We start from the raw sequence: 20302 nt of genomic DNA, 5'->3' as shown, positions 1-20302 counted from the left end.
AATATCTTTTAATTTTTGAATAAAGAAAGTACTGTTGCCAATTTCTCTTTCAGTTCCTTCCGCGGTACAATAAAATCAAGGAAGCCATGCTCCAGCAGGAACTCGCTTCGTTGAAATCCTTCTGGAAGGTCTTTTTTAATGGTTTCCTTAATTACGCGCGGGCCGGCAAAGCCTATCAGGGCGCCAGGTTCGGCAATATTAAGGTCGCCAAGCATTCCAAACGAGGCCGAAATACCACCAAACGAGGGGTCGGTCTGTAAGGAGATATAAGGAATTTTTTTATCTGTAAGCTGCGATAATTTACCCGATACCTTGGCCAGCTGCATTAGTGAGAAAGCGCTTTCCATCATACGGGCGCCACCAGATTTACAAATAATCATCATCGGTATGTTCTCTTCGATACAAACATCGATGGCACGGGCAATACGCTCACCCATTACGCTACCGAGCGATCCGCCAATGAACTCAAAGTCCATACAGCCAACCATCAGCGGAAGTCCTTTAATATTACCCTTACCAATGCGAATGGAATCGGTGATATCTGTTTTTGCCCAGATCTCATCGAGCCTTTTGCCATAGTTCTTCAGATCGGTGAAGTGCAGGAAATCTTTTGAACGAATGTTCTCGAACAACACATCGTATTTGTTGTCGTCGAAAAGAATTTCAAAATATTCGGCACTGCCAATACGGTGATGGTGATTGCACTTAGGACAAACAAATAAGCTTTCCCGAAGTTCGGTCATGGTACATATATAGCCACATTCGGGGCATTTGCTCCATAAACCTTCGGGTGTTTCTTTTTTTTCAGCGGTACTGGTTGTGATACCTTTCTTAATGCGTTTGAACCAGCTTCTTTTGGTCTCTTCACCACCGGTACCATCTTCGCCTGCTAAGTTGGCTTCAAAATCCTCTTCCTGTTTCATTAAGTAGATTTAAAGGGGCTAAAGATAGGCATTTTCACATAATGAGCTCGAAACTCAATCAATTACAGCCTCAGAACGTATAAACCCGCTAAGTATTTTAATCTATCCAAAAATCATTAATCTGATGTTTTTGCGTTATAGGGCACGTGCTTTTGCAACAAAATTTTAACAGGGTGTTGATTTTTAACCTTGCTGCGTTAAATTTGCGGCAAATTTCAGGGCCGGGTACGGCTGTGAAATTCCAAAAGCTCTTTGTTCGGCAACCTATCTTATTCATGCAGGTATGCATTTATATTCCGTAGAAAAAATATAATAATACCTGTGCCCTTAACATTTTTTCAGATGAATCGTCCCTGGCAAAAATTTCATTATTGATTTTAGGGCAATGAAGTTTTACCGGGACAAGATCATTGTTTGCTGGCAGGCATTCAAGTAAGATCTTCAAATGCAATTAATTCATTTTCGCATGAAATGGTCTGAGTTCTTCACGTCTTCGGTAGGTAAAAAGTTCGTAATGGCATTTACCGGATTGTTCCTGATCTCCTTTCTGATCGTACACGTAGGGATCAACGCCTGTATCTTCGCTGATATGGTTGATCCTGATGACAACGGTGAAATGTTCAACAAAGCTGCTCATTTTATGGGCGCGTCTTATGTGATCCGTTTAATGGAAATTGGTCTTTTCGCTGGAATCATTCTTCACATTGTACAGGGCTATATGCTCGAAGCGCAAAACCGCAGCCGCCGCAAAGAAGGTTATGCAGTAAGCATGGGCAGCAAAGGAAGCGCCTGGTACAAAAAATCAATGGGCTTACTGGGTACATTGATCCTCCTCTTTTTAATCGTTCACATTGCCCACTTCTGGGTTCCTTCACGCATCACTTACGAAACAACATTGAGCGAAGTCTCTTACAATGGTAACGCGATGCACGATGTTTTCAGCAAGATGGTGGAAGTGTTTCAAAATGGGTATGTGGTAATTTTATATATTCTGGGTTGTTTCTCGCTTGCCTGGCACCTGCTTCACGGTTTCCAAAGCTCTTTCAGGACCGTAGGTGTTCACAACAAAAAATGGTTAGCGCTGGTACAAAGCGTGGGCATCGGTTTCTCAATTATAGTTCCTTTGATCTTTGCTTTAATGCCCATCAGCATTTTCTTTGGCTGGGTAACTAATAGTTAACCAGCACCGCTATCAACCATCTCCACATTAATTTTAAAAAAAGAAACTCTAGATATGCTTAATTCAAGAATTCCCGCAGGGCAGTTAGATCTGAAGTGGACCGATTATAAGGGACATTGTAAACTGGTAAACCCCGCTAATAAACGCAAGCTGGAAATTATTATAATAGGAACCGGACTGGCCGGTGCTTCTGCAGCTGCTACACTAGGCGAACTGGGATATAAAGTAAAAGCATTTTGTTTTCAGGATTCACCCCGTCGTGCACACTCAATTGCCGCACAGGGTGGTATCAATGCTGCAAAAAACTATCAAAACGACGGTGATTCAGTTTTCCGTTTGTTCTACGATACTATTAAAGGTGGCGACTACCGTGCCCGCGAGGCCAACGTTCACCGCCTGGCCGAAGTGAGCGCTAATATTATTGACCAATGCGTGGCGCAGGGTGTTCCCTTTGCCCGCGAATATGGCGGCTTGCTCAGCAACCGTTCATTTGGTGGTACACAGGTACAACGTACTTTCTACGCTGCAGGCCAAACCGGTCAGCAGTTGTTGATTGGCGCTTACCAGCAATTGGAAAGACAGGTTTCACTTGGTAATGTTACCATGTATACCCGTCACGAAATGCTGGATATTGTGATGGTGAAAGATGATAAAGGTGTTGATAAATGCCGTGGTGTCATCGTTCGTAACCTTATTACCGGTGAACTGGAAAGACATTTCGGACACGCCGTGTTGTTATGTTCGGGTGGCTATGGCAACGTATTTTATTTAAGTACCAACGCCATGGGTAGCAACGTAACTGCTGCCTGGAAAGCACACCGCAAAGGCGCTTATTTTGGTAATCCCTGCTATACTCAAATTCACCCAACCTGTATTCCGGTAAGTGGTGACCACCAGTCGAAACTTACGCTGATGTCAGAATCACTGCGTAACGACGGCCGCATTTGGGTACCCAAAAAACAGGGCGATAACCGCAAACCCAGCGACATCCCCGAAGAAGAAAGAGATTATTACCTCGAAAGAAGATATCCTGCCTTCGGTAACCTGGTACCACGCGACGTGGCCAGCCGTGCCGCCAAAGAGCGTTGCGATGCCGGTTATGGCGTAGGTTCTTCAAAACAGGCCGTTTACCTCGATTATGCAGCTGCCATTGTACGCTATGGTAAAATTGAATGCGGTAAGCTGGGTATCGATAATCCTTCGGCTGAAGTTATTCGCAAACATGGCGTCGATGTAGTAAAAGAGAAATACGGTAACCTTTTCGATATGTATGAAAAGATCACCGGTGAAAACCCATATGAAGTACCAATGCGTATTTACCCTGCGGTACACTATACCATGGGTGGTTTGTGGGTCGATTATGAACTGATGACCTCAATTCCTGGTTTATATGCACTGGGTGAAGCTAACTTCAGCGACCACGGCGCCAACCGTTTGGGTGCTTCTGCACTGATGCAGGGCCTGGCCGATGGTTACTTTGTAATTCCTTATACCATTGGTAATTACCTGGCCGATGAAATTGCTACCAAGCCTATTTCATTAGATCACCCTGCGTTTGTTGAAACAGAAAAAGCTGTTCGCGACCGCATCGAAAAACTGATGAGCATTAAAGGAACACAATCAGTTGAAAGTTTGCATAAACGCCTTGGCAAGATCATGTGGGATAAATGTGGTATGGCCCGTAACGAGCAAGGTTTGAAAGAAGCTATCGTTGAAATTCAACAACTGAAAAAAGAATTCTGGAGCGATGTACGCATCCCCGGCGGCATCAATGAAATGAACCCCGAGCTTGACAAAGCCAACCGGGTTGCCGATTTCATTGAGCTGGGTGAGCTTATGTGTAAAGATGCACTTAACCGCAAAGAAAGCTGTGGTGGCCACTTCCGCGAAGAGTCACAAACAGATGAAGGCGAAGCGCAACGTGATGATGTAAATTTCAAGTATGTTTCTGCCTGGGAATTCAAAGGCGAAAGCGAATGGCAGTTACACAAAGAAGAGTTGAATTTTGAAGTTGCAAAACCAACTCAGCGTAGCTATAAATAATATTTTCAAATCTAATTAACACGATTATAATGGAGCACTATACAATGAACCTTACGCTGAAAGTCTGGAGACAGAAAAGCAGTAAAGAAAAGGGAAGTTTTGAGACTTATAAGGTAAGTGATATTTCCTCTGAGATGTCGTTTTTGGAGATGATAGATGTGCTGAATGAACGACTGATAAATGAAGGTAAAGAACCAATTGCATTCGACCACGACTGCCGCGAAGGTATTTGTGGCGCATGTTCTATGTACATAAATGGCCGCCCGCATGGTCCGTGGACAGCCAACACAACCTGCCAGTTGCACATGCGTGCCTACAAAGATGGCGATACCATCGTAGTAGAACCCTGGCGCGCCAACAGCTTCCCTGTAATTAAAGACCTGGTGGTAGACCGTGGTGCTTTCGATCGCATCATTGCTGCCGGTGGTTTTATTTCAGCCAATACAGGTAATGCCGTTGATGCCAACGCAACACCCATTGAAAAGGATAAAGCTGATGCCGCTTTCGCTGCTGCCGCCTGTATTGGTTGCGGCGCCTGCGTAGCTGCCTGTAAAAACAGCTCGGCTATGTTGTTCCTTTCTGCCAAAGTATCGCACCTGGCCTTATTGCCACAGGGCGGTCCTGAGCGCAAATCGCGTGTATTGAACATGGTTCAGCAAATGGATAAAGAAGGTTTCGGTGCATGTACTTTCACCGAGGCTTGTGAAGCCGTTTGTCCTAAAGAGATCTCCGTTACAAATATCTCCCGTCTTAATAAAGAGTATTTGATCGCCGGTTTAACCGAAGAGAAATAAGTTGAAAGATTAAATATGTAACAGGGTTGGTAAGGTAAACTTATCAACCCTTTTTTTTTGCTGGCAGCCTGTCAACTTTATTAAGTAATTTGGTGCAAATCAATTCTATATAACCATCATTATGACCGCACTCCAACGCAAAGACCTGTTCCTGCTGGCTTTTTTGTACCTGGTGGTACTGCTGATATTTTATCCTCTTTTTTATACTGAATACGTATATACTGATGAAGCTGTTCAGCTCTGGAATTACAGACCGGACAGCGGATTTATTATGTTTGCCATTCAGGGAAGGTGGATCACTGAGCTGTTGATAGGGAAGTCATTTAAGGCGGCCAACTCGATACATGATATAACCAATATAAGGATCTTTGCACTTGCCATGTGGATTTTGTGTGTACCGGTGTGGTATGTGATCATAAAACGCATTACGGCTAATGGCGCCGGTTACGGCTACCTGCCTTTTTTTACCTGTCTTTACCTTGTAACCAGTTTACAGTTTTCAATCACCGTGCAATGGGCCTCCTGTATAGAGTTACCCATTGCCAATACTGCCGGTTTAGTATCGGGCGCCATTCTGTACAGGGCAATAATGGATAAGGAAAGATGGCTGGCAGTGCCATTTTTAGCAGCACTGGGTGCCACCCTTGCCGCCATGATCTCGCTATCGTCGTACCAAAGCGGGTTTGGATGCTTTTTGATTCCCTTTCTGTTTCATTATGTAAGCGCACATACAACAGGAAAAGATGTGGTATTTATAAAAGGACTGGCCTTTTATTTTTTGATGTATGCGGTTTACTTTGTGGTGTTCAAGATCTATTTAACCATTAATCATATACCGGGCGATGCCCGTACAGGTGTTTCGCTTAACCCAATTAAGATCATCTGGTTTTTGTGGCAACCGTTAAAACGGGCATTTTGGTTTAACCTTGTTATAAATAACGACAACATACTTGGCCTGGTTATGTATTTTGTGTTGCTTGCAGGCTGGGTAGCGCTTGCGTTTATCAGGTTCGGAAAAATGAACAGGATGCTGGCTGTGAAATATGTTGCTGCAGCATCGCTGGTTTATCTGGTAGCTTATGTTCCGGGGCTGGTAGTAAAGGAAAATTATTCTTCGAACAGAACGCTGCTTGCTGTTGATATGTGTGTATGGTTGGCCTGTGCCGAAATGGTAATGTATATAGTGAAAAGCGTACCGGTTCGCCGGGTGGCAGGCTTTGTTGTTGCTGCCGTTTTATGTATCGCAGGCTGGTATAATTTCAACAAAGTATTCCTGCAACCCATACATGAAGAATATACAAGCGTTAAGGGGTACATTCTACAACATTATAACAACAATATTACTACCATTCACTTCATTCAGCCAACGGAAGATGCTTTTAGAAAGAAGTACCATATTGCATTTTCTATGGATGAATTTGGCGTGCCGTCTACATTTTTTGACTGGGTGCCCGAGGCATTAACCAAACTACTGGTATACGAAAAAACAGGCAACAGGGAAGTGGCCAACAGCCTAATTGTAAAGTACTGGGAAAATGAAGAAAGCTACAAAGCCTCGGGCGAGCAGGTAACCACCAACACGTTGTTGGTAAATATGCCAGAACTAATATCTGGCGACAGTAATATCGCTAACCATTAACTGCCAACCCTTTTACGAAATTAGAAATGCATTAGAGCGCTGTTAACTTTAGATTAGTTTCCTTAAAATTCCCTTAACGTAGTAGGGGTGGTAGCAATTTTCTGGTTTTACTTATGCAACTAATATTGTTTAACCAGAAAGGCCTTCAGTTAAAACAACCATTAACTGAAATAGGTGTGTATTGCCATAAGGCTTGCTATATATGGTACGTAAAGACTTCTACTTACTAGGGATTCTCTGGCTGCTTGTGCTTTGTATATTCCTGCCTCTTTTTAATAGCACCTACATTTTTACCGACGAAGCAACAGAGCTCTGGCAATATCATACTATTCCCAATTTACAATTGTTTACCGATGATGGCCGCTTGTTAGCAGAACAAATGCACAGCTGGTTATTTAAAAACATCGATACCATAAGTGAGGTAACCCGGCTTCGTGTGATCTCCCTTTTGGGTTGGTTGCTTTGTTTGCCGGTTTGGTATTCGGTTATTAAGCGGTTGGTTGCCAATGTGCCTGCTTATGAGTACCTGCCATTTTTTACCTGTGTATACCTGGTTACCAGTTTACCTTTTATTGTATCGGTTCAATGGGCTTCCTGTATGCAGTTCTTTATAGCCGACACTATTGCATTATTATCAGGTGCTATTGCCTTAAAAGGCATTCAGGAGAATAAACCAGGTAAACGAATATTGGCAGGTTTAGTTTCCGCGGTGCTGGCCGTGGCGTCTTTATTTTTTTACCAGAGTGCCTATGCCTGTTTTCTGATCCCGTTCCTGATTCATTTTCTTAATCCATTCACAACCAGAAAAGACAGGGTGTTGGTTTTGGGTATGGCATTTCATCTGGTTATTTATGGGGTGTATTTCCTGTTGTATAAACTAACCTTTAGTATTTTCGATAACATACATGAACCAAACCGCAACACATTTTATCTGCACCCACAGAAACTGATGTTCTTTCTTACCAGGCCTTTGGAAAGAAGCTTCCGGTTCACACTGCTTACAAATGAAGACAGCCCCATTTCTAAAGTGTATTATCCATTAATGCTGTTGGCGCTGGTGGTGCTTGCCTTTATCAGGTTCGGTATTCAAAAATGGCAGCTTGCTGTTAAATACCTGGCCGTCGTTGGTAGTTTCTGGGTAATATCGTACCTGCCGCCTTTGTTAATAAAAGAAGGCTTTGCTTCTAACAGAACATTGATGGCATTGAACCTTTGTGTGTTCATTGTTTGTTTAGATATGGCTTTGTTCTTTATAAAGAACAAAAAAGTGTTACAAATTGCGGGAGTTGCTATGATATGCTTTTTTGCCTTGTGCGCCCGTTATAACTTTCAACAGGTTTTCCTTCGCCCCATCGAAGATGAAACTGCAGCCATTAAAACATATTTCAAACAGCATTTCAATAGTAGCATACAAACCATTCATTTTATTCGGCCTTCAGAAGATCTTGTGGCCGAAAAATATAAAGTTAACCGTTCAATGGATGAGCTGGGCGTTTCGTCAACTTTCAGGGATTGGGTACCGGAACCCCTGTCAAAACAGCTTATTTATGAGATTACCGGAAACCGGCAGCAGGCTGAGGGGGTGGCTGTTAAGCAATGGGCCGGCAAAGAAGCCTACATAAATTCCCATGAAGTGCTGAACAGCAGCATTTTACTGGTTGATGTTCCTGCCATTTTAAATTCGGTGAAATAGTGAATACTTTTTAACGAAACCCACAAATACGTAATTCCTAATTCCCCATTGTTTGTTGTACCTTTGCCGCTTCTAAAAATTTTTGCGCACGTATGATAACAGTGAATAATGTGACCCTATCGTTTGGAAAACGGGTATTATTCGATGAGGTAAACCTTTCCTTCAGTAAAGGCAATTGCTATGGTGTAATTGGCGCCAATGGAGCGGGTAAGTCTACTTTTTTGAAGATCTTATCGGGTGAAATTGAGCCTAATAAAGGCACGGTTGATATTACACCTGGCGAACGTATGGCTGTATTAAATCAGAACCATTTCCAGTTCGATGAATATACAGTATTGAATACGGTATTGATGGGCTATAAAAAGCTGTGGGAGGTAATGCATGAGCGCGACGCCATTTACGCAAAGGCCGATTTTACCGAAGAAGACGGTATTCGCGCCGGTGAACTGGAAGGTGAGTTTGGCGAAATGGGTGGGTACACCGCTGAAAGCGATGCTGCCACCTTGCTTAGCGAGCTGGGTGTTAAAGAAGATGTGCAACAGTCATTAATGAAAGATATCAGTGGGGCAATGAAGGTGCGGGTGCTGTTGGCACAGGCATTGTTCGGTAACCCCGATATTCTCATTCTCGATGAGCCTACCAACAACCTCGATGTGGTAACCATCTCCTGGCTCGAGAACTTCCTGGCCGAATACGAGAGCATCGTAATTGTTGTATCGCACGACCGTCACTTTCTCGATGCTGTGTGTACACACGTTGCCGACGTTGACCGTCAAAAGATCAAGATCTATACCGGTAACTATACCTTCTGGTACGAAAGTAGCCAGTTGGCTGCCCGTCAGGCAGGGGATAAGAACAAGAAGATGGAAGAAAAGCGCAAAGACCTTATGGAGTTCATTGCCCGCTTTAGCGCCAACGCCTCTAAATCAAAACAGGCTACTTCGCGTAAGAAAGCCCTGGAGAAACTGGTTATTGAAGACATTACCCCTTCAAACAGAAAATACCCCGGTATCATTTTCAAGCAACAACGTGAAGTTGGTAACCAGATCCTGAACATTGAAAAGCTTTCTAAATCAGTAGAAGGTAAAGTGCTTTTCAAAGACATCAGCTTTACCGTGAACAAAGGCGATAAAATTGCCATTGTTGCCGATGACCACATGGCCATTACCGCTTTCTTTGAGATCATCAATGGCGAAATTGCTGCCGACGGCGGTAAATTCGAATGGGGTGGAACCGTTACAAAAGCTTACTTGCCCAACGATAACTCGAAATACTTTGCAGAACAGGGTAACCTGAACCTTATGGACTGGTTGCGCCAGTACGTGCCACCGCATGTAACTGATGTAGATGAGCCGTTCCTGCGTGGCTTTTTGGGTAAAATGCTGTTCGCTGGTGATGAGATCATGAAGAAAACAAACGTGTTGAGTGGAGGTGAAAAAGTGCGTTGTATGGTTAGCCGTATGATGCTGCAAGACCCCAACGTGGTGATCCTCGATGAGCCTACCAACCACCTCGACCTGGAGTCTATTCAATCGTTCAACGAAAGCATGACGAACTTTACCGGTATTGTATTACTGTCTTCGCATGACCATACCTTTATGCAAACAGTAGCCAATCGTATCATTGAGCTTACGCCTAATGGCGCCATAGATAAGCTAATGACCTTCGATGAATACCTGGAGAAAAAGCAAGCCAATAAATTACAAATGGCTTAGTCATTATACCCAACATACTTATAACCCCGCTACGGTAAAACCATAGCGGGGTTTTTTATTTTGATAACAGAAGTAGTAACAAATTATTATTTATATTGCTACAAGCATCACTAGGAATCAGAATCAGAATCAGAATCAGAATCAGACAACCAATACTATAACTTGCCATTATGGGTTCAACTGGCTGGGATAACTTCTGGAAAGGTGAAAGGAAATCCTTCTATGCAGTCATGAAAATGGCTACCCGCTATTTTGTTCTCAATATTGAAAAAATATATCATTTAAAGCCAGCCGACGAAATATTCGATTATGGCTGTGGGCCCGGTTTTGTAGCCGATTCGCTGGCCCCCAAAAAGATACGTATAACCGGGGCTGATATAAATGAGTTCTTTATAGAAGAATGCCGCAGAAACCATCCTGATTCGCTATTTACCGTAATAACTACCGATACTACTATCAATAAGAAAATACTGGAAGAACAGTTGAGCGGAAAGCGATTTGATTATATTCTGTTCTTAAGTGTTACGCAATATCTCAAAAGTGTAAGCGAGCTGGAAGATATTATAAAATTATTGAGTGTTTATATGAAGGAGCAGGGGATGATAATAGTGTCTGATGTGCTTGATGAGAACACTAACAATAAGAAAGACGTACTTACGCTGCTGATTCATTGTATAAAAAAGGGCCGCATAGGGGCCTTTATAGGTTTTATATATTACCTGTTGTTCTCTGATTACCGCACTATTTCAAAACAGGTAAAGCTGCTGCGTGTATCCGAACAGGCCATGCGCGACCTGGCCACCCGCAACAACCTCAGCTGCGAAAAGGTACATGGCCTCACGCTACAAAAGACCCGTTCAAATTATATTTTGAGCTTTACGCCTGTAAAATGATCGATTCAAGCTACTTACACATCGATAAAATGCCAGTTCATGCAATAAATGCTAACTTTAAGCGCTATTGAGGATCAGCGAGGCTACCAAACCAACGTCTTTTCAAAAGAAAACGTAATACCCTCTCTTGAAAAGATAGCTTAAAATCAAACTAAAGGTTGTTGATCGGGAGAAACCTGATACTGTGCATTTGTTTATCTGTAGGCTGGCTGCTGGCCGCTGCCCAGAATCCGCATCCGGCTTCATTGCCGGGGTCGAACCTGCGCAAAAAAATGATCTCAGCAAAACAGTCTTCCATTCTTCTTGATAGTATGAGCATTGTGCCCGGCACCATTTTCATAGCCGGTATTCCCGATAGTTTATACGACATTGATTTTGTAAACGCCCGTCTTACCTGGAAGAAGTTGCCCCCCATGGATAGCGTTGTGGTGCGCTTCCGGGTGTTTAGGACCAGGCTGAATGCTGCCGTAAGCAGAATGCAGTACGACAGCATTATGAATAATTTCATGGGGCAGCCTTTTGTGCCCGACTATGCAGGGGTAGGGGGCGGCGATAACTTCTTCAATTTTGGTAACATCAATTACAATGGTAGTTTTGGCCGCGGCATTTCATTTGGAAATAGCCAGGATGCCGTGTTTACCAGTAACCTTAACTTACAACTAAGCGGCTACCTGGCCGATAGCATTGAGATAGTGGCTGCCATTACCGATAACAATCTTCCGGTTCAGCCCGATGGCACCACCCAACAGTTGAATGAGTTTGACCGCATCTTTTTACAGTTTAGAAAAAAGACCTGGCAGCTCAGTTTGGGCGATATTGACATTCGCCAGCAACAAAGCTATTTCCTCAACTTTTACAAACGTCTGCAGGGGGTAGCTTTTGAAACCACTACGGCCATTACCGATAGCATTTCAAACCGCACCATGGTAAGCGGCTCTATTGCAAAAGGTAAATTTACCCGTAACATACTTGCAATACAGGAAGGCAACCAGGGCCCTTACCGTTTACAGGGGGCCAACAACGAATTCTATTTTGTGGTATTGGCCAATACCGAAAGGGTATACATCGATGGCGTTTTAATGCAACGTGGAGAAGACAGGGATTATGTGATCAACTACAATACCGCCGAAATTTCCTTTACCCCAAAACAAATGGTGACCAAGGATAAACGGATAGTGGTAGAATTTGAATATGCCGATCGCAATTACCTGAACTCAAATATTTACCTCACCAACGAAACCAATTTCAATGAAAAGGTAAAAGTGCGGCTGGGCTATTTTAGTAATTCCGATGCCAAAAGCTCACCCATTAACCAAAACCTCGATGCGGGACAAAAGGAATTTTTAAGGAACCTGGGCGATAGCATTACCCAGGCTTATTATCCATATTCAACCATAGATACGTTCTCAATAGGCCGTATCATGTATAAAAAAATAGATACGGTATATAATGGTGGTTCCCGCGATTCCATTTTTGTTTACTCAACCAACGCCGATAGCGCCCGGTATACTTTATCGTTTATTGAAGTGGGCGTAAACAATGGAAATTATATTCCCGATCTCAATGGCGCCAATGGTAAAGTGTACCGTTGGGTGGAACCTGTAAATGGCATAAAGCAGGGAAGTTATGAACCTGCTGTATACCTGGTAACACCTAAAAAGCAACAGGTTGCCAACCTGGGGGTAGAGTATAACATTTCGAAGAATACCGTGGTGAACGCCGAAGTGGCCATGAGCAATTATGATGTGAACACTTTTTCTTCCATCGATAAAGGCAACGACCGTGGTTATGCCAGTAAAGTTGATTTTAAGAACACCATGCCCTTTAAAGGTTCAAGGAAAGGATTGAACCTAACCACCAACATAGGTCATGAATATGTTGATGCACGCTTTAAACCATTGGAGCGGCTGCGTAATATTGAGTTTACCCGCGACTGGGGTTTACCGTTACTGCTTACCATACCCGAACATGAAAATATTATTACCGGCGGTGTTCAGTTGGCCGATAAAAACAGCAACTCATTACGCTACCAGTTTACTGAATATAATCGTGGTACCACTTTTACGGGTATACGGCACAACGTTACCCATGTACAGAATATAGGTGGTTGGTTGTTTGATAACCAGTTCACCTTATCGAACATTGATGCTACCAGCGATAAAGGTTATTTCTGGCGGCCAACGATAAATGTATCGCGGCTGTTTAAAAAACTGAAGAATTATTCCATCGGTGGCGCCTATGCGGTAGAACATAATGCCATTCGTAACAAGTTCTCCGATAGTATGGCAACGCAAAGCTTTTCGTTTACCAATGCATCGGCCTTTTTAAAGAGTGACCAATCAAAACCCAACCGCTGGGGTGTAACCTGGTTCACACGTACCAATTCATATCCTTTGGGTACTGCGTTGGTAAAAGCCGACAGAAGCCAGAACATAACATTAACGGGCGAAATAACCAAAGATCCCCGTCATCAGTTCCGTTTAACCAGTACCTATCGTAAACTGCAGATATTGGAAAGCGCATTGAACAGCCAAATGGCCGATGAAAGTTTATTGGGCCGTGCAGAATACCAGGTAAATCTTGTGAAAGGATTAATTAGCGGCAACCTGTTGTACGAAGTGGGAGCGGGGCAGGAACAAAAGCGTGACTATTCATACCTTGAAGTACCGGCAGGCCAGGGTGAGTTTACCTGGATAGATTATAACAGTGACGGTATTCAACAGTTAAATGAATTTGAGATAGCCCTGTTTCAGGACCAGGCCAAGTTCATTCGCATTTTTACCCCAACCAACCAGTATGTAAAAGCCAGTTACAATACCTTCAACTATAGCGTTAATATAAATCCCCGCGCAGCTATTAATTTAACTGAGGCCAACAACCTGCGTAAGTTCATTGCAAAGATCAACCTGCAATCATCATTGCAGATAAGTAAAAAAGAGGTGGCGGATGACCTGGTGCAGTTCAATCCGTTTAAGGCCCCGTTGAACGATACATCGTTAATTACATTGACATCTATATTTGTAAATACCTTTTCGTTTAACCGCTTTAGTCCTAAATGGGGTTTTGATGTTACCAATGCCCGTAATGGAAATAAATCGTTGCTTACCTATGGTTATGAAAGCCGCAAGCTCGATGACTGGACGGTTCGTACGCGTTGGAACATTACCCGCAAGTTTGCGTTGGAAATGACGGGCCGCACCGGCATCAATCAACTTATTACATCGAACCCCAAGTTCGATAACCGCAATTTCAAGATCAATCAATATTCAGGTGAGCCAAATTTAACTTTTACCAAAGGGAGTAATTTTAGAACGAGCGTTGGTTATAAATACAGCGAAAAAGAAAATGTGCAGGGCAGCAAGGAAAGATCGCAGTCCAACTCGTTGATCACCGATGTGAAGTATAATATTCTGCAAAGCACTTCTATTATGACGAAGTTCACTTATTCGAACATAAGTTTTTCCTCGCTTGATAGTGTACCTAATACTAATTCTTCATCATCGTATATCATTCTGGAAGGATTGCAACCCGGTAAGAACTTTTTATGGACACTCGATCTTACCAAAAGGCTTTCGAATAATTTGGAGTTCAGTATGCAGTATGAGGGCCGTAAGCCCGGTGCCTCGCGAATAGTACATATAGGAAGGGCGTCGATACGGGCGATGTTGTAGGATGCAGTTTTTAGTTTTTAGTTTTTAGTTCTGGCGACAACACTTCTCCTGTAATTCCTCGTCAACAAGTTAACTCGTTAACTTGCATTCCCACTAGCCACTTCTCACTTACTACTTGCCTTTCCCCTTGTCAATTAATCTCTATCAACTCCATCAACTTTTCAACTCCTGTATTTCCCGATGTTTTGTTGCATTCGCTATACTGCAAAAAAAAATCCCCCGATATGAATCGAGGGACTTTTTAATATTGTATCAGCAGTGATTATCCGAAGATGCCACCTTTTTTCAGTGAACGGGTAGCTTCGCCGATCTTGAAACCATTGTGGTATACTTCGATCTTGTAGTTACCTTGTTTGAAAGCGCTGTTTTGTTTCCAGGCAAATTCTACGTGTTTAGATTTACCTTGTTCGAAATCAACAGGAACTTTTGCAGTGAAAAGTTTTTCGCCTTCTTCACGAGTAGTGAATTTACCAGAACCTAAAGCTTCTACAGCGATTGGTTGGCCATCAGGACCAGTGATGCAAACGTATACATCAGTAGAACCTGTTTGAGCGATACGGTTAGCAACATCCATTGCGATAACCAGTTTGTCAACTTTCTTTGCAGAAGTAGTTTCTGACTCTTTGCCACCTTTTTTCTCGTTAACAGGAGTTACAGAGATGTTAGATGCGTTGAGTGTAGAAGCGATATCTACTTTACCAGCCAGCTCATCTTTTTGAGCAGTAGTAGTAGTAAGATCTGCTGTCAGCTTTTCTTTGTCTGCTGTTAACTGAGTTTTTTCAGTAGTCAGCGTTTGATTTTCCTGAGTTAAACGGGCAACTTCAGCTTCCAGGTTAGCGATCTTGTCGTTCAGTTCGCCGATCAAAGCTTGCGCTTTTTTCTTTTCACCTTCAGACAAACGTTGTTTTTTCAGGATGCTTCCGATCTGTCCTTTCAGCTTTGTGATTTCGCTGGTTTTGTCGTTTACTTTTCCTTCCAGTTCGTTGTTATAACCGGTTAAAGAATCCAAACGGGTTAAAGCGGCATCAAAGCTTTTTTGTAACTCATTCTTTGAAGAATCTACAGCCACATATTGTGTTTGCAGTTGAGTGATCTTTTGATCAGACTTGTTTTTGTCCCATAAAAAGTATCCCCATGTACCCAGTATACCTACGGCTAATAAACCGATGATCAGGTTCTTTGAATCACGTTTTGGGGGTGCACCTTGGGGGCTAGCTGATGGATAATTGGTTGTACTCATAATAAGTGTATGTTTATTTTGAAAGGTTATGAAATCGGGTTCAGTATTCTTTTGAATTATTGGGTTAGTTACTCAGTTACTGGGTTTCGCATATGGGTTTTTCCAAAACCGTGCCAGAATTTTATAAATAGCGCTTCCACAAGTGCGGCAAGAACGCTGAAGGTTAGTATTGTATTGTGTTACAGTTGTTCATAATTCGTTATATGTCACAGCTTTTTTTGTGGTAATATTGCAAAGTTTAAACCACGATAATCGTATACATGTCTGTAGAAAAAATTATATCCGACTGGAAGAAAAAGCTGTTTAAACCTGTTTATTGGCTTGAAGGCGAAGAGGACTATTTTATCGATAAAATTGTGCATTATGCCGAGCATAACATTTTAACGGAGTCTGAAGCCGGATTTAATTTAACGGTGTTCTATGGTAGAGATGCCGACTGGACACAAGTAATAAACGCATGTAAGCGATACCCTATGTTCGCAGAACGACAGGTAGTTTTACTAAAGGAAGCGCAACATATGCGTGATATCGACAAATTGGAATCGTATATTTCGCAGCCTTTATCATCAACAATTTTTGTGGTATCGTACAAAGAAAAGAAAGTAGACGGCCGTACACAGCTGGCAAAACTGCTTAAAACAAAAGCAGAATTGTTTACTACAAAAAAAATGTACGATAATGCATTACCCGACTGGACCAATGAACTGGTAAAAAGTAAAGGGTATACTATTTCACAAAAAGGCGTGTTGTTACTGGTTGATCATATAGGTAATGACCTTAGCCGCATTGATAATGAAATAGACAAAATGCTGGTGAACCTTGGCACCCGCACCAACATTACTGAAGATGATATTGAAAAATATGTTGGGGTAAGCAAGGAATACAATCCTTTTGAACTGCAATCGGCCATGGCGGCAAAAGACCTGCCCAAAGCCATGCGTATTATTCAATATTTTGAAGCAAATCCCAAGGCAGCACCTATACAATTGGTATTACCTACATTATACAACCTGTTCAGTAAAACGTATATGATCTTTGGTCAAAGCGCCAAAGACGACAAAACCATTGCTGCCAACATTGGTGTAAATGCATGGTTTGTTAAAGACTATTTACTGGTTGCCCGCAATTATGGATATAACGGTGTTGAAAAAGCGTTGTTGTTATTGCATCATTACAACCTGCGTAGTATAGGTGTTAATGATATAGGTTCTTCAGATGCTTCTTTACTAAAAGAAATGGTTGTGAAGATGGTGAATTAGTTCGTAAGTTATTCAGTTATTGAGTTTGTAAGTTAACTCCGAACTGAACAACTGAATAACTGAACAACTACATTATTCACCTAATACCTTCAGGCTATCAACTTTGTCTTTAGCCAGTTGTTCAACCAAAGCATCGAGCCCATTGAACTTAACCTCGCTGCGTAAATATTTTTTTATGTATACCCGTAGGGTTGCGCCATAAATATCTTCGCTGAAGTCAAAGATGTTTACTTCAATAACGCGATCGGTGCCGCCAATGGTTGGGCGAATGCCAATGCTCATCATACCTTTCAGCCGGGGGTATTCTATAAGAGCAGGAGCATATACATCTGAACGTTGACTACTAACTTTAGGATCATCTTTTCTGTTTCTTATTTCCAGTTCAACTGCATAAATGCCATTACCGGGAATAAGCTTCTCCAAATTTTCAATACGCAAATTGGCGGTAGGGTAACCCAGTGTGCGCCCCAGCTTATTACCATCTACAACAGTGCCTTCAAAAAAGAAATCGTAGCCCAGCAGGGTATTGGCCACATCGGTATTGCCATGTAAAACGGCTTCGCGAATGCGGGTTGAGCTTACGGTATTGTCGTTTATAACGTGGGCGGGTATTTCCATCAGGTTAAAGCCAAGCTTAGTGCTGTAGGCTTCCAGCAGCTTATAATCGCCCAGTCGGTTGCGGCCAAAGCGATGGTCGTAACCTATGATAACTGTGTGTGGATGGAATTTCTCAACCAGGAATTTTTCGATATACGCTTCAGGGCTTTGTTGCGAAAAATCATCGGTAAAAGGTACTACCACCAGGTGATCGATGCCGTTTTTATGCAGCAGCTCAATTTTTTCGTCGATGGTATTAATGAGGTGAATGGCCGGCTGGCCGCTAACGATCACTTTTCGGGGGTGGGGGTGAAAAGTAATGATAACAGTTTCGCCGCCAATACGCACGGCTTCCCGTTTTAGCTGCTCCAAAATGCTTTTGTGGCCGGTATGCACCCCATCAAATGTGCCTATCGTAACTACAGCCTTTTTAAAGGCCGGAATGGTTTCTGTTGAAAAGTAAACTTTCATAAATGCGGTGCGAAAATACAATACGAAGTTCTAAGTTTTAGGTTTTAAGTTTTAAGTCCCGTTTTTTGCGCAGGCTCAAGCCAATCCGGTGCCTCAAAACGAATCGGGAACTAAGAACTAAGAACTTAGAACTTTTATTACCTTTGCCCCTTCAAATTAAAAAATGAGTTTATATTCACAACGGGGTGTTTCTGCCCAGAAAGAAGAAGTTCATAAGGCTACGGAAAAACTCGATAAAGGCTTGTATCCCCATGCCTTCTGCAAAATATACCCCGATTTTCTTACCGGTAATAACGATTGGGTGAATGTAATGCACGCCGACGGCGCCGGCACAAAAAGCATTCTGGCTTATTTGTACTGGAAAGAAACCGGCGACCTGAACGTATGGAAAGGTATTGCCCAGGACGCCGTGGTTATGAACCTCGACGACCTGTTATGTGTGGGTATAACTGATAATTTGTTGTTTTCCTCAACCATCGACCGCAATAAATTACTGGTAACCGGCGACGTGCTGGAAACCGTGATCAACGGTACCCAGGAGTTGTTCGATGAACTAAAAAAATTCAATGTAAACATCCATTACCTCGGTGGCGAAACGGCCGATGTAGGCGATGTAGTACGCACCATTGCTGTTAACGGTACCATGACGGCCCGCTGGCCAAAGAACCGCCTGGTGACCAATGAAAAAATTCAGGCCGGTGACGTAATTGTTGGGTTTAGCAGTTTTGGGCAAACCGTTTATGAAACCGAATACAACAGCGGTATTGGCAGCAATGGGTTAACCAGCGCCCGCCACGATGTATTAAGCAAGTTTTACGCTCAGGAATATAAAGAATCATACGAGAACGGCCTTGCCGATAACGTAGTATATATAGGACCCCACCGCCTTACCGATACGGTAGGTGCCGAAAAACATCAGGTCGGCAAATTGTTATTATCGCCCACCCGTACGTATGCGCCATTATTGAATGAGTTCTTTGAGAATTACTTTGAAGCCATTCATGGTCTTATTCATTGCAGCGGGGGCGGACAAACAAAATGTATGAAATACCTGCCCGGTAATTTCAGGGTTATTAAGGATAATCTGTTTGAACCGCCTGTTATCTTCCAGATAATTCAAAAAGCATCTGGTTCAAACAATCGCGAAATGTACCAGGTGTTCAATATGGGCCACCGTCTTGAACTGTTTACCGATGCGGCTTCTGCCCCGCTGTTCATCGATGCAGCTAAAAAACTGGGTATAGAAGCACAGATCGTTGGCCGCGTTGAAGCAAGCGATAAAAAAGAACTGATCCTTAAAGTAGGCGACGAAGAGATCGTTTATTAATAAAACAGCCTAAAGCTAAAAGCCCAAAGCCTAAAGCCAAATGCAGAAAATGCAGGCTGTAGACTTTGGGCTTTTGCGATTTATGAATATCCGAATTTGCTAAAGAACTTCTATCCCCGCATCTCTATAAGGTTTCAAAATAGGATCATCGGGTGGCAGTTCGGTAATGAGCATATGTATTTTACTAATATCACAAATATGTATTGGCTGCAGGCTGTTTATCTTTTCGGCAATGCTAAGGCATACCACTTTTTGCGACGATTCAACCATGGCTTTTTTCAACTGCACCACATCCCAGTCGCTATCGGTAATGCCATCTTTCAGGCTAATGGCATTTACCCCTAAAAAACACAGATCGGCGCGTATTCTTTTTATTTGCGTAATGGCTTCGCCGCCGGTAGTTATTTTGGAATTTTTAGATACTTTATCGCCAATGGCAATAACATCAACCGATGGGTGCTGCATATATTCCAAAATAGCAGGAATACTGGGCGAAACAAATGTTGCCTTTAACCGGGGCGGTAATGCTTTTGCCAGTTCAATAATGGTGGTGCCACCGGTTGTAAGCACAAACATGCCGTCATGTATAAGCGATGCGGCTTTACGGGCTATGGTCTTTTTGTGATCGTGCGAGTATATATGACTGGTTGAATAATGCACCTGGCTAAACGAATGTGATAATGCGCCGCCATGGACCTTTATGATCTTCCCCTCATCGGCCAGTTCCTGCAGGTCGCGCCGAATGGTATCTTCCGATACATTCATATCCCTGCTCAGGTTCGATGACATCACTTTATTGTGCAGGTTCACCTGGTGTAAAATGTAAGCTTGTCGTTCTTTCTTTAACATGATGATTG

14 protein-coding genes are annotated in these 20302 nt (G+C 42.8%); 10 read left to right on the top strand and 4 right to left on the bottom strand.

Features of this window, described 5'->3' with window-relative positions; translation table 11 throughout:
• Positions 1-8 precede the first annotated feature (8 nt).
• Entirely contained in the window at positions 9-923 is a 915-nt protein-coding gene (gene accD, locus GGD38_RS03530; protein WP_375299408.1) for an acetyl-CoA carboxylase, carboxyltransferase subunit beta, read from the bottom strand.
• Positions 924-1389: 466 nt separating this feature from the next.
• Here accD and GGD38_RS03525 point away from each other — a divergent pair, with 466 nt between their 5' ends.
• From GGD38_RS03525 to GGD38_RS03490, 8 genes are all read left to right on the top strand, one after another.
• On the top strand, positions 1390-2103 hold the full coding sequence (locus GGD38_RS03525; protein ID WP_375299409.1) for a succinate dehydrogenase cytochrome b subunit: 714 nt from the start codon (positions 1390-1392) through the stop codon (positions 2101-2103).
• Between the two features lie 54 nt (positions 2104-2157).
• Entirely contained in the window at positions 2158-4146 is a 1989-nt protein-coding gene (locus GGD38_RS03520) for a fumarate reductase/succinate dehydrogenase flavoprotein subunit (RefSeq protein ID WP_375299410.1), read from the top strand.
• A 29-nt stretch (positions 4147-4175) separates the two neighbouring features.
• Complete coding sequence (locus GGD38_RS03515) at positions 4176-4940, top strand: succinate dehydrogenase/fumarate reductase iron-sulfur subunit (protein WP_375299411.1); 765 nt, start codon at positions 4176-4178, stop codon at positions 4938-4940.
• Between the two features lie 121 nt (positions 4941-5061).
• Positions 5062-6579: a hypothetical protein gene (locus GGD38_RS03510; RefSeq protein ID WP_375299412.1), complete on the top strand. Its 1518-nt coding sequence runs from the start codon at positions 5062-5064 to the stop codon at positions 6577-6579.
• Positions 6580-6781: 202 nt separating this feature from the next.
• Positions 6782-8272 (top strand): glucosyltransferase domain-containing protein, encoded by a 1491-nt coding sequence (locus tag GGD38_RS03505; protein WP_375299413.1) that lies wholly within the window; start codon positions 6782-6784, stop codon positions 8270-8272.
• 92 nt (positions 8273-8364) lie between these two features.
• The gene (locus GGD38_RS03500) at positions 8365-9987 is read left to right on the top strand and encodes an ABC-F family ATP-binding cassette domain-containing protein (RefSeq protein ID WP_375299414.1); all 1623 of its coding nucleotides are present in this window, start codon (positions 8365-8367) and stop codon (positions 9985-9987) included.
• Between the two features lie 170 nt (positions 9988-10157).
• On the top strand, positions 10158-10880 hold the full coding sequence (locus GGD38_RS03495; RefSeq protein ID WP_375299415.1) for a class I SAM-dependent methyltransferase: 723 nt from the start codon (positions 10158-10160) through the stop codon (positions 10878-10880).
• Between the two features lie 161 nt (positions 10881-11041).
• Positions 11042-14551, top strand: a complete 3510-nt coding sequence (locus GGD38_RS03490) for a hypothetical protein (RefSeq protein WP_375299416.1) — start codon at positions 11042-11044, stop codon at positions 14549-14551.
• Between the two features lie 262 nt (positions 14552-14813).
• Here GGD38_RS03490 and GGD38_RS03485 read toward each other — a convergent pair whose 3' ends face one another.
• Positions 14814-15791 carry a hypothetical protein gene (locus tag GGD38_RS03485; RefSeq protein WP_375299417.1) on the bottom strand — a complete coding sequence of 326 codons (978 nt, stop codon included), beginning with the start codon at positions 15789-15791 and terminating at the stop codon, positions 14814-14816.
• A gap of 260 nt (positions 15792-16051) precedes the next feature.
• Here GGD38_RS03485 and holA point away from each other — a divergent pair, with 260 nt between their 5' ends.
• The gene (gene holA / locus GGD38_RS03480; RefSeq protein WP_375299418.1) at positions 16052-17050 is read left to right on the top strand and encodes a DNA polymerase III subunit delta; all 999 of its coding nucleotides are present in this window, start codon (positions 16052-16054) and stop codon (positions 17048-17050) included.
• 72 nt (positions 17051-17122) lie between these two features.
• On the opposite strand, the gene GGD38_RS03475 is transcribed toward holA, so the two are convergent.
• Positions 17123-18118, bottom strand: coding sequence for a bifunctional riboflavin kinase/FAD synthetase (locus GGD38_RS03475; RefSeq protein ID WP_375299419.1), 996 nt, complete (start codon positions 18116-18118; stop codon positions 17123-17125).
• A 163-nt stretch (positions 18119-18281) separates the two neighbouring features.
• On the opposite strand from GGD38_RS03475, the gene GGD38_RS03470 reads away from it, so the two are divergent.
• Positions 18282-19445, top strand: a complete 1164-nt coding sequence (locus GGD38_RS03470) for an AIR synthase related protein (RefSeq protein ID WP_375299420.1) — start codon at positions 18282-18284, stop codon at positions 19443-19445.
• Between the two features lie 99 nt (positions 19446-19544).
• Here the strand turns inward: GGD38_RS03470 and GGD38_RS03465 are convergent, their stop codons facing one another.
• Positions 19545-20294, bottom strand: coding sequence for a DeoR/GlpR family DNA-binding transcription regulator (locus GGD38_RS03465; RefSeq protein WP_375299421.1), 750 nt, complete (start codon positions 20292-20294; stop codon positions 19545-19547).
• Positions 20295-20302 lie beyond the last annotated feature (8 nt).

The sequence above is a fragment of the Niastella sp. OAS944 genome (assembly GCA_024809215.1).
In the GTDB taxonomy this organism is placed as follows: Bacteria; Bacteroidota; Bacteroidia; order Chitinophagales; family Chitinophagaceae; genus Niastella.
The sequence above is the reverse complement of the archived record's forward strand: the minus strand, read 5'-3'. Positions and strand labels throughout refer to the sequence as shown.

Excerpts from the sequence above, each read along its gene's own strand:
- GGD38_RS03475 (WP_375299419.1), bottom strand. The coding sequence starts at position 18,118 with ATGAAAGTTTACTTTTCAACAGAAACCATTCCGGCCTTTAAAAAGGCT.
- holA (WP_375299418.1), top strand. The coding sequence starts at position 16,052 with ATGTCTGTAGAAAAAATTATATCCGACTGGAAGAAAAAGCTGTTTAAA.
- GGD38_RS03525 (WP_375299409.1), top strand. The coding sequence starts at position 1,390 with ATGAAATGGTCTGAGTTCTTCACGTCTTCGGTAGGTAAAAAGTTCGTA.
- GGD38_RS03485 (WP_375299417.1), bottom strand. The coding sequence starts at position 15,791 with ATGAGTACAACCAATTATCCATCAGCTAGCCCCCAAGGTGCACCCCCA.
- GGD38_RS03505 (WP_375299413.1), top strand. The coding sequence starts at position 6,782 with ATGGTACGTAAAGACTTCTACTTACTAGGGATTCTCTGGCTGCTTGTG.
- GGD38_RS03515 (WP_375299411.1), top strand. The coding sequence starts at position 4,176 with ATGGAGCACTATACAATGAACCTTACGCTGAAAGTCTGGAGACAGAAA.
- accD (WP_375299408.1), bottom strand. The coding sequence starts at position 923 with ATGAAACAGGAAGAGGATTTTGAAGCCAACTTAGCAGGCGAAGATGGT.
- GGD38_RS03500 (WP_375299414.1), top strand. The coding sequence starts at position 8,365 with ATGATAACAGTGAATAATGTGACCCTATCGTTTGGAAAACGGGTATTA.
- GGD38_RS03510 (WP_375299412.1), top strand. The coding sequence starts at position 5,062 with ATGACCGCACTCCAACGCAAAGACCTGTTCCTGCTGGCTTTTTTGTAC.
- GGD38_RS03495 (WP_375299415.1), top strand. The coding sequence starts at position 10,158 with ATGGGTTCAACTGGCTGGGATAACTTCTGGAAAGGTGAAAGGAAATCC.
- GGD38_RS03465 (WP_375299421.1), bottom strand. The coding sequence starts at position 20,294 with ATGTTAAAGAAAGAACGACAAGCTTACATTTTACACCAGGTGAACCTG.
- GGD38_RS03470 (WP_375299420.1), top strand. The coding sequence starts at position 18,282 with ATGAGTTTATATTCACAACGGGGTGTTTCTGCCCAGAAAGAAGAAGTT.
- GGD38_RS03520 (WP_375299410.1), top strand. The coding sequence starts at position 2,158 with ATGCTTAATTCAAGAATTCCCGCAGGGCAGTTAGATCTGAAGTGGACC.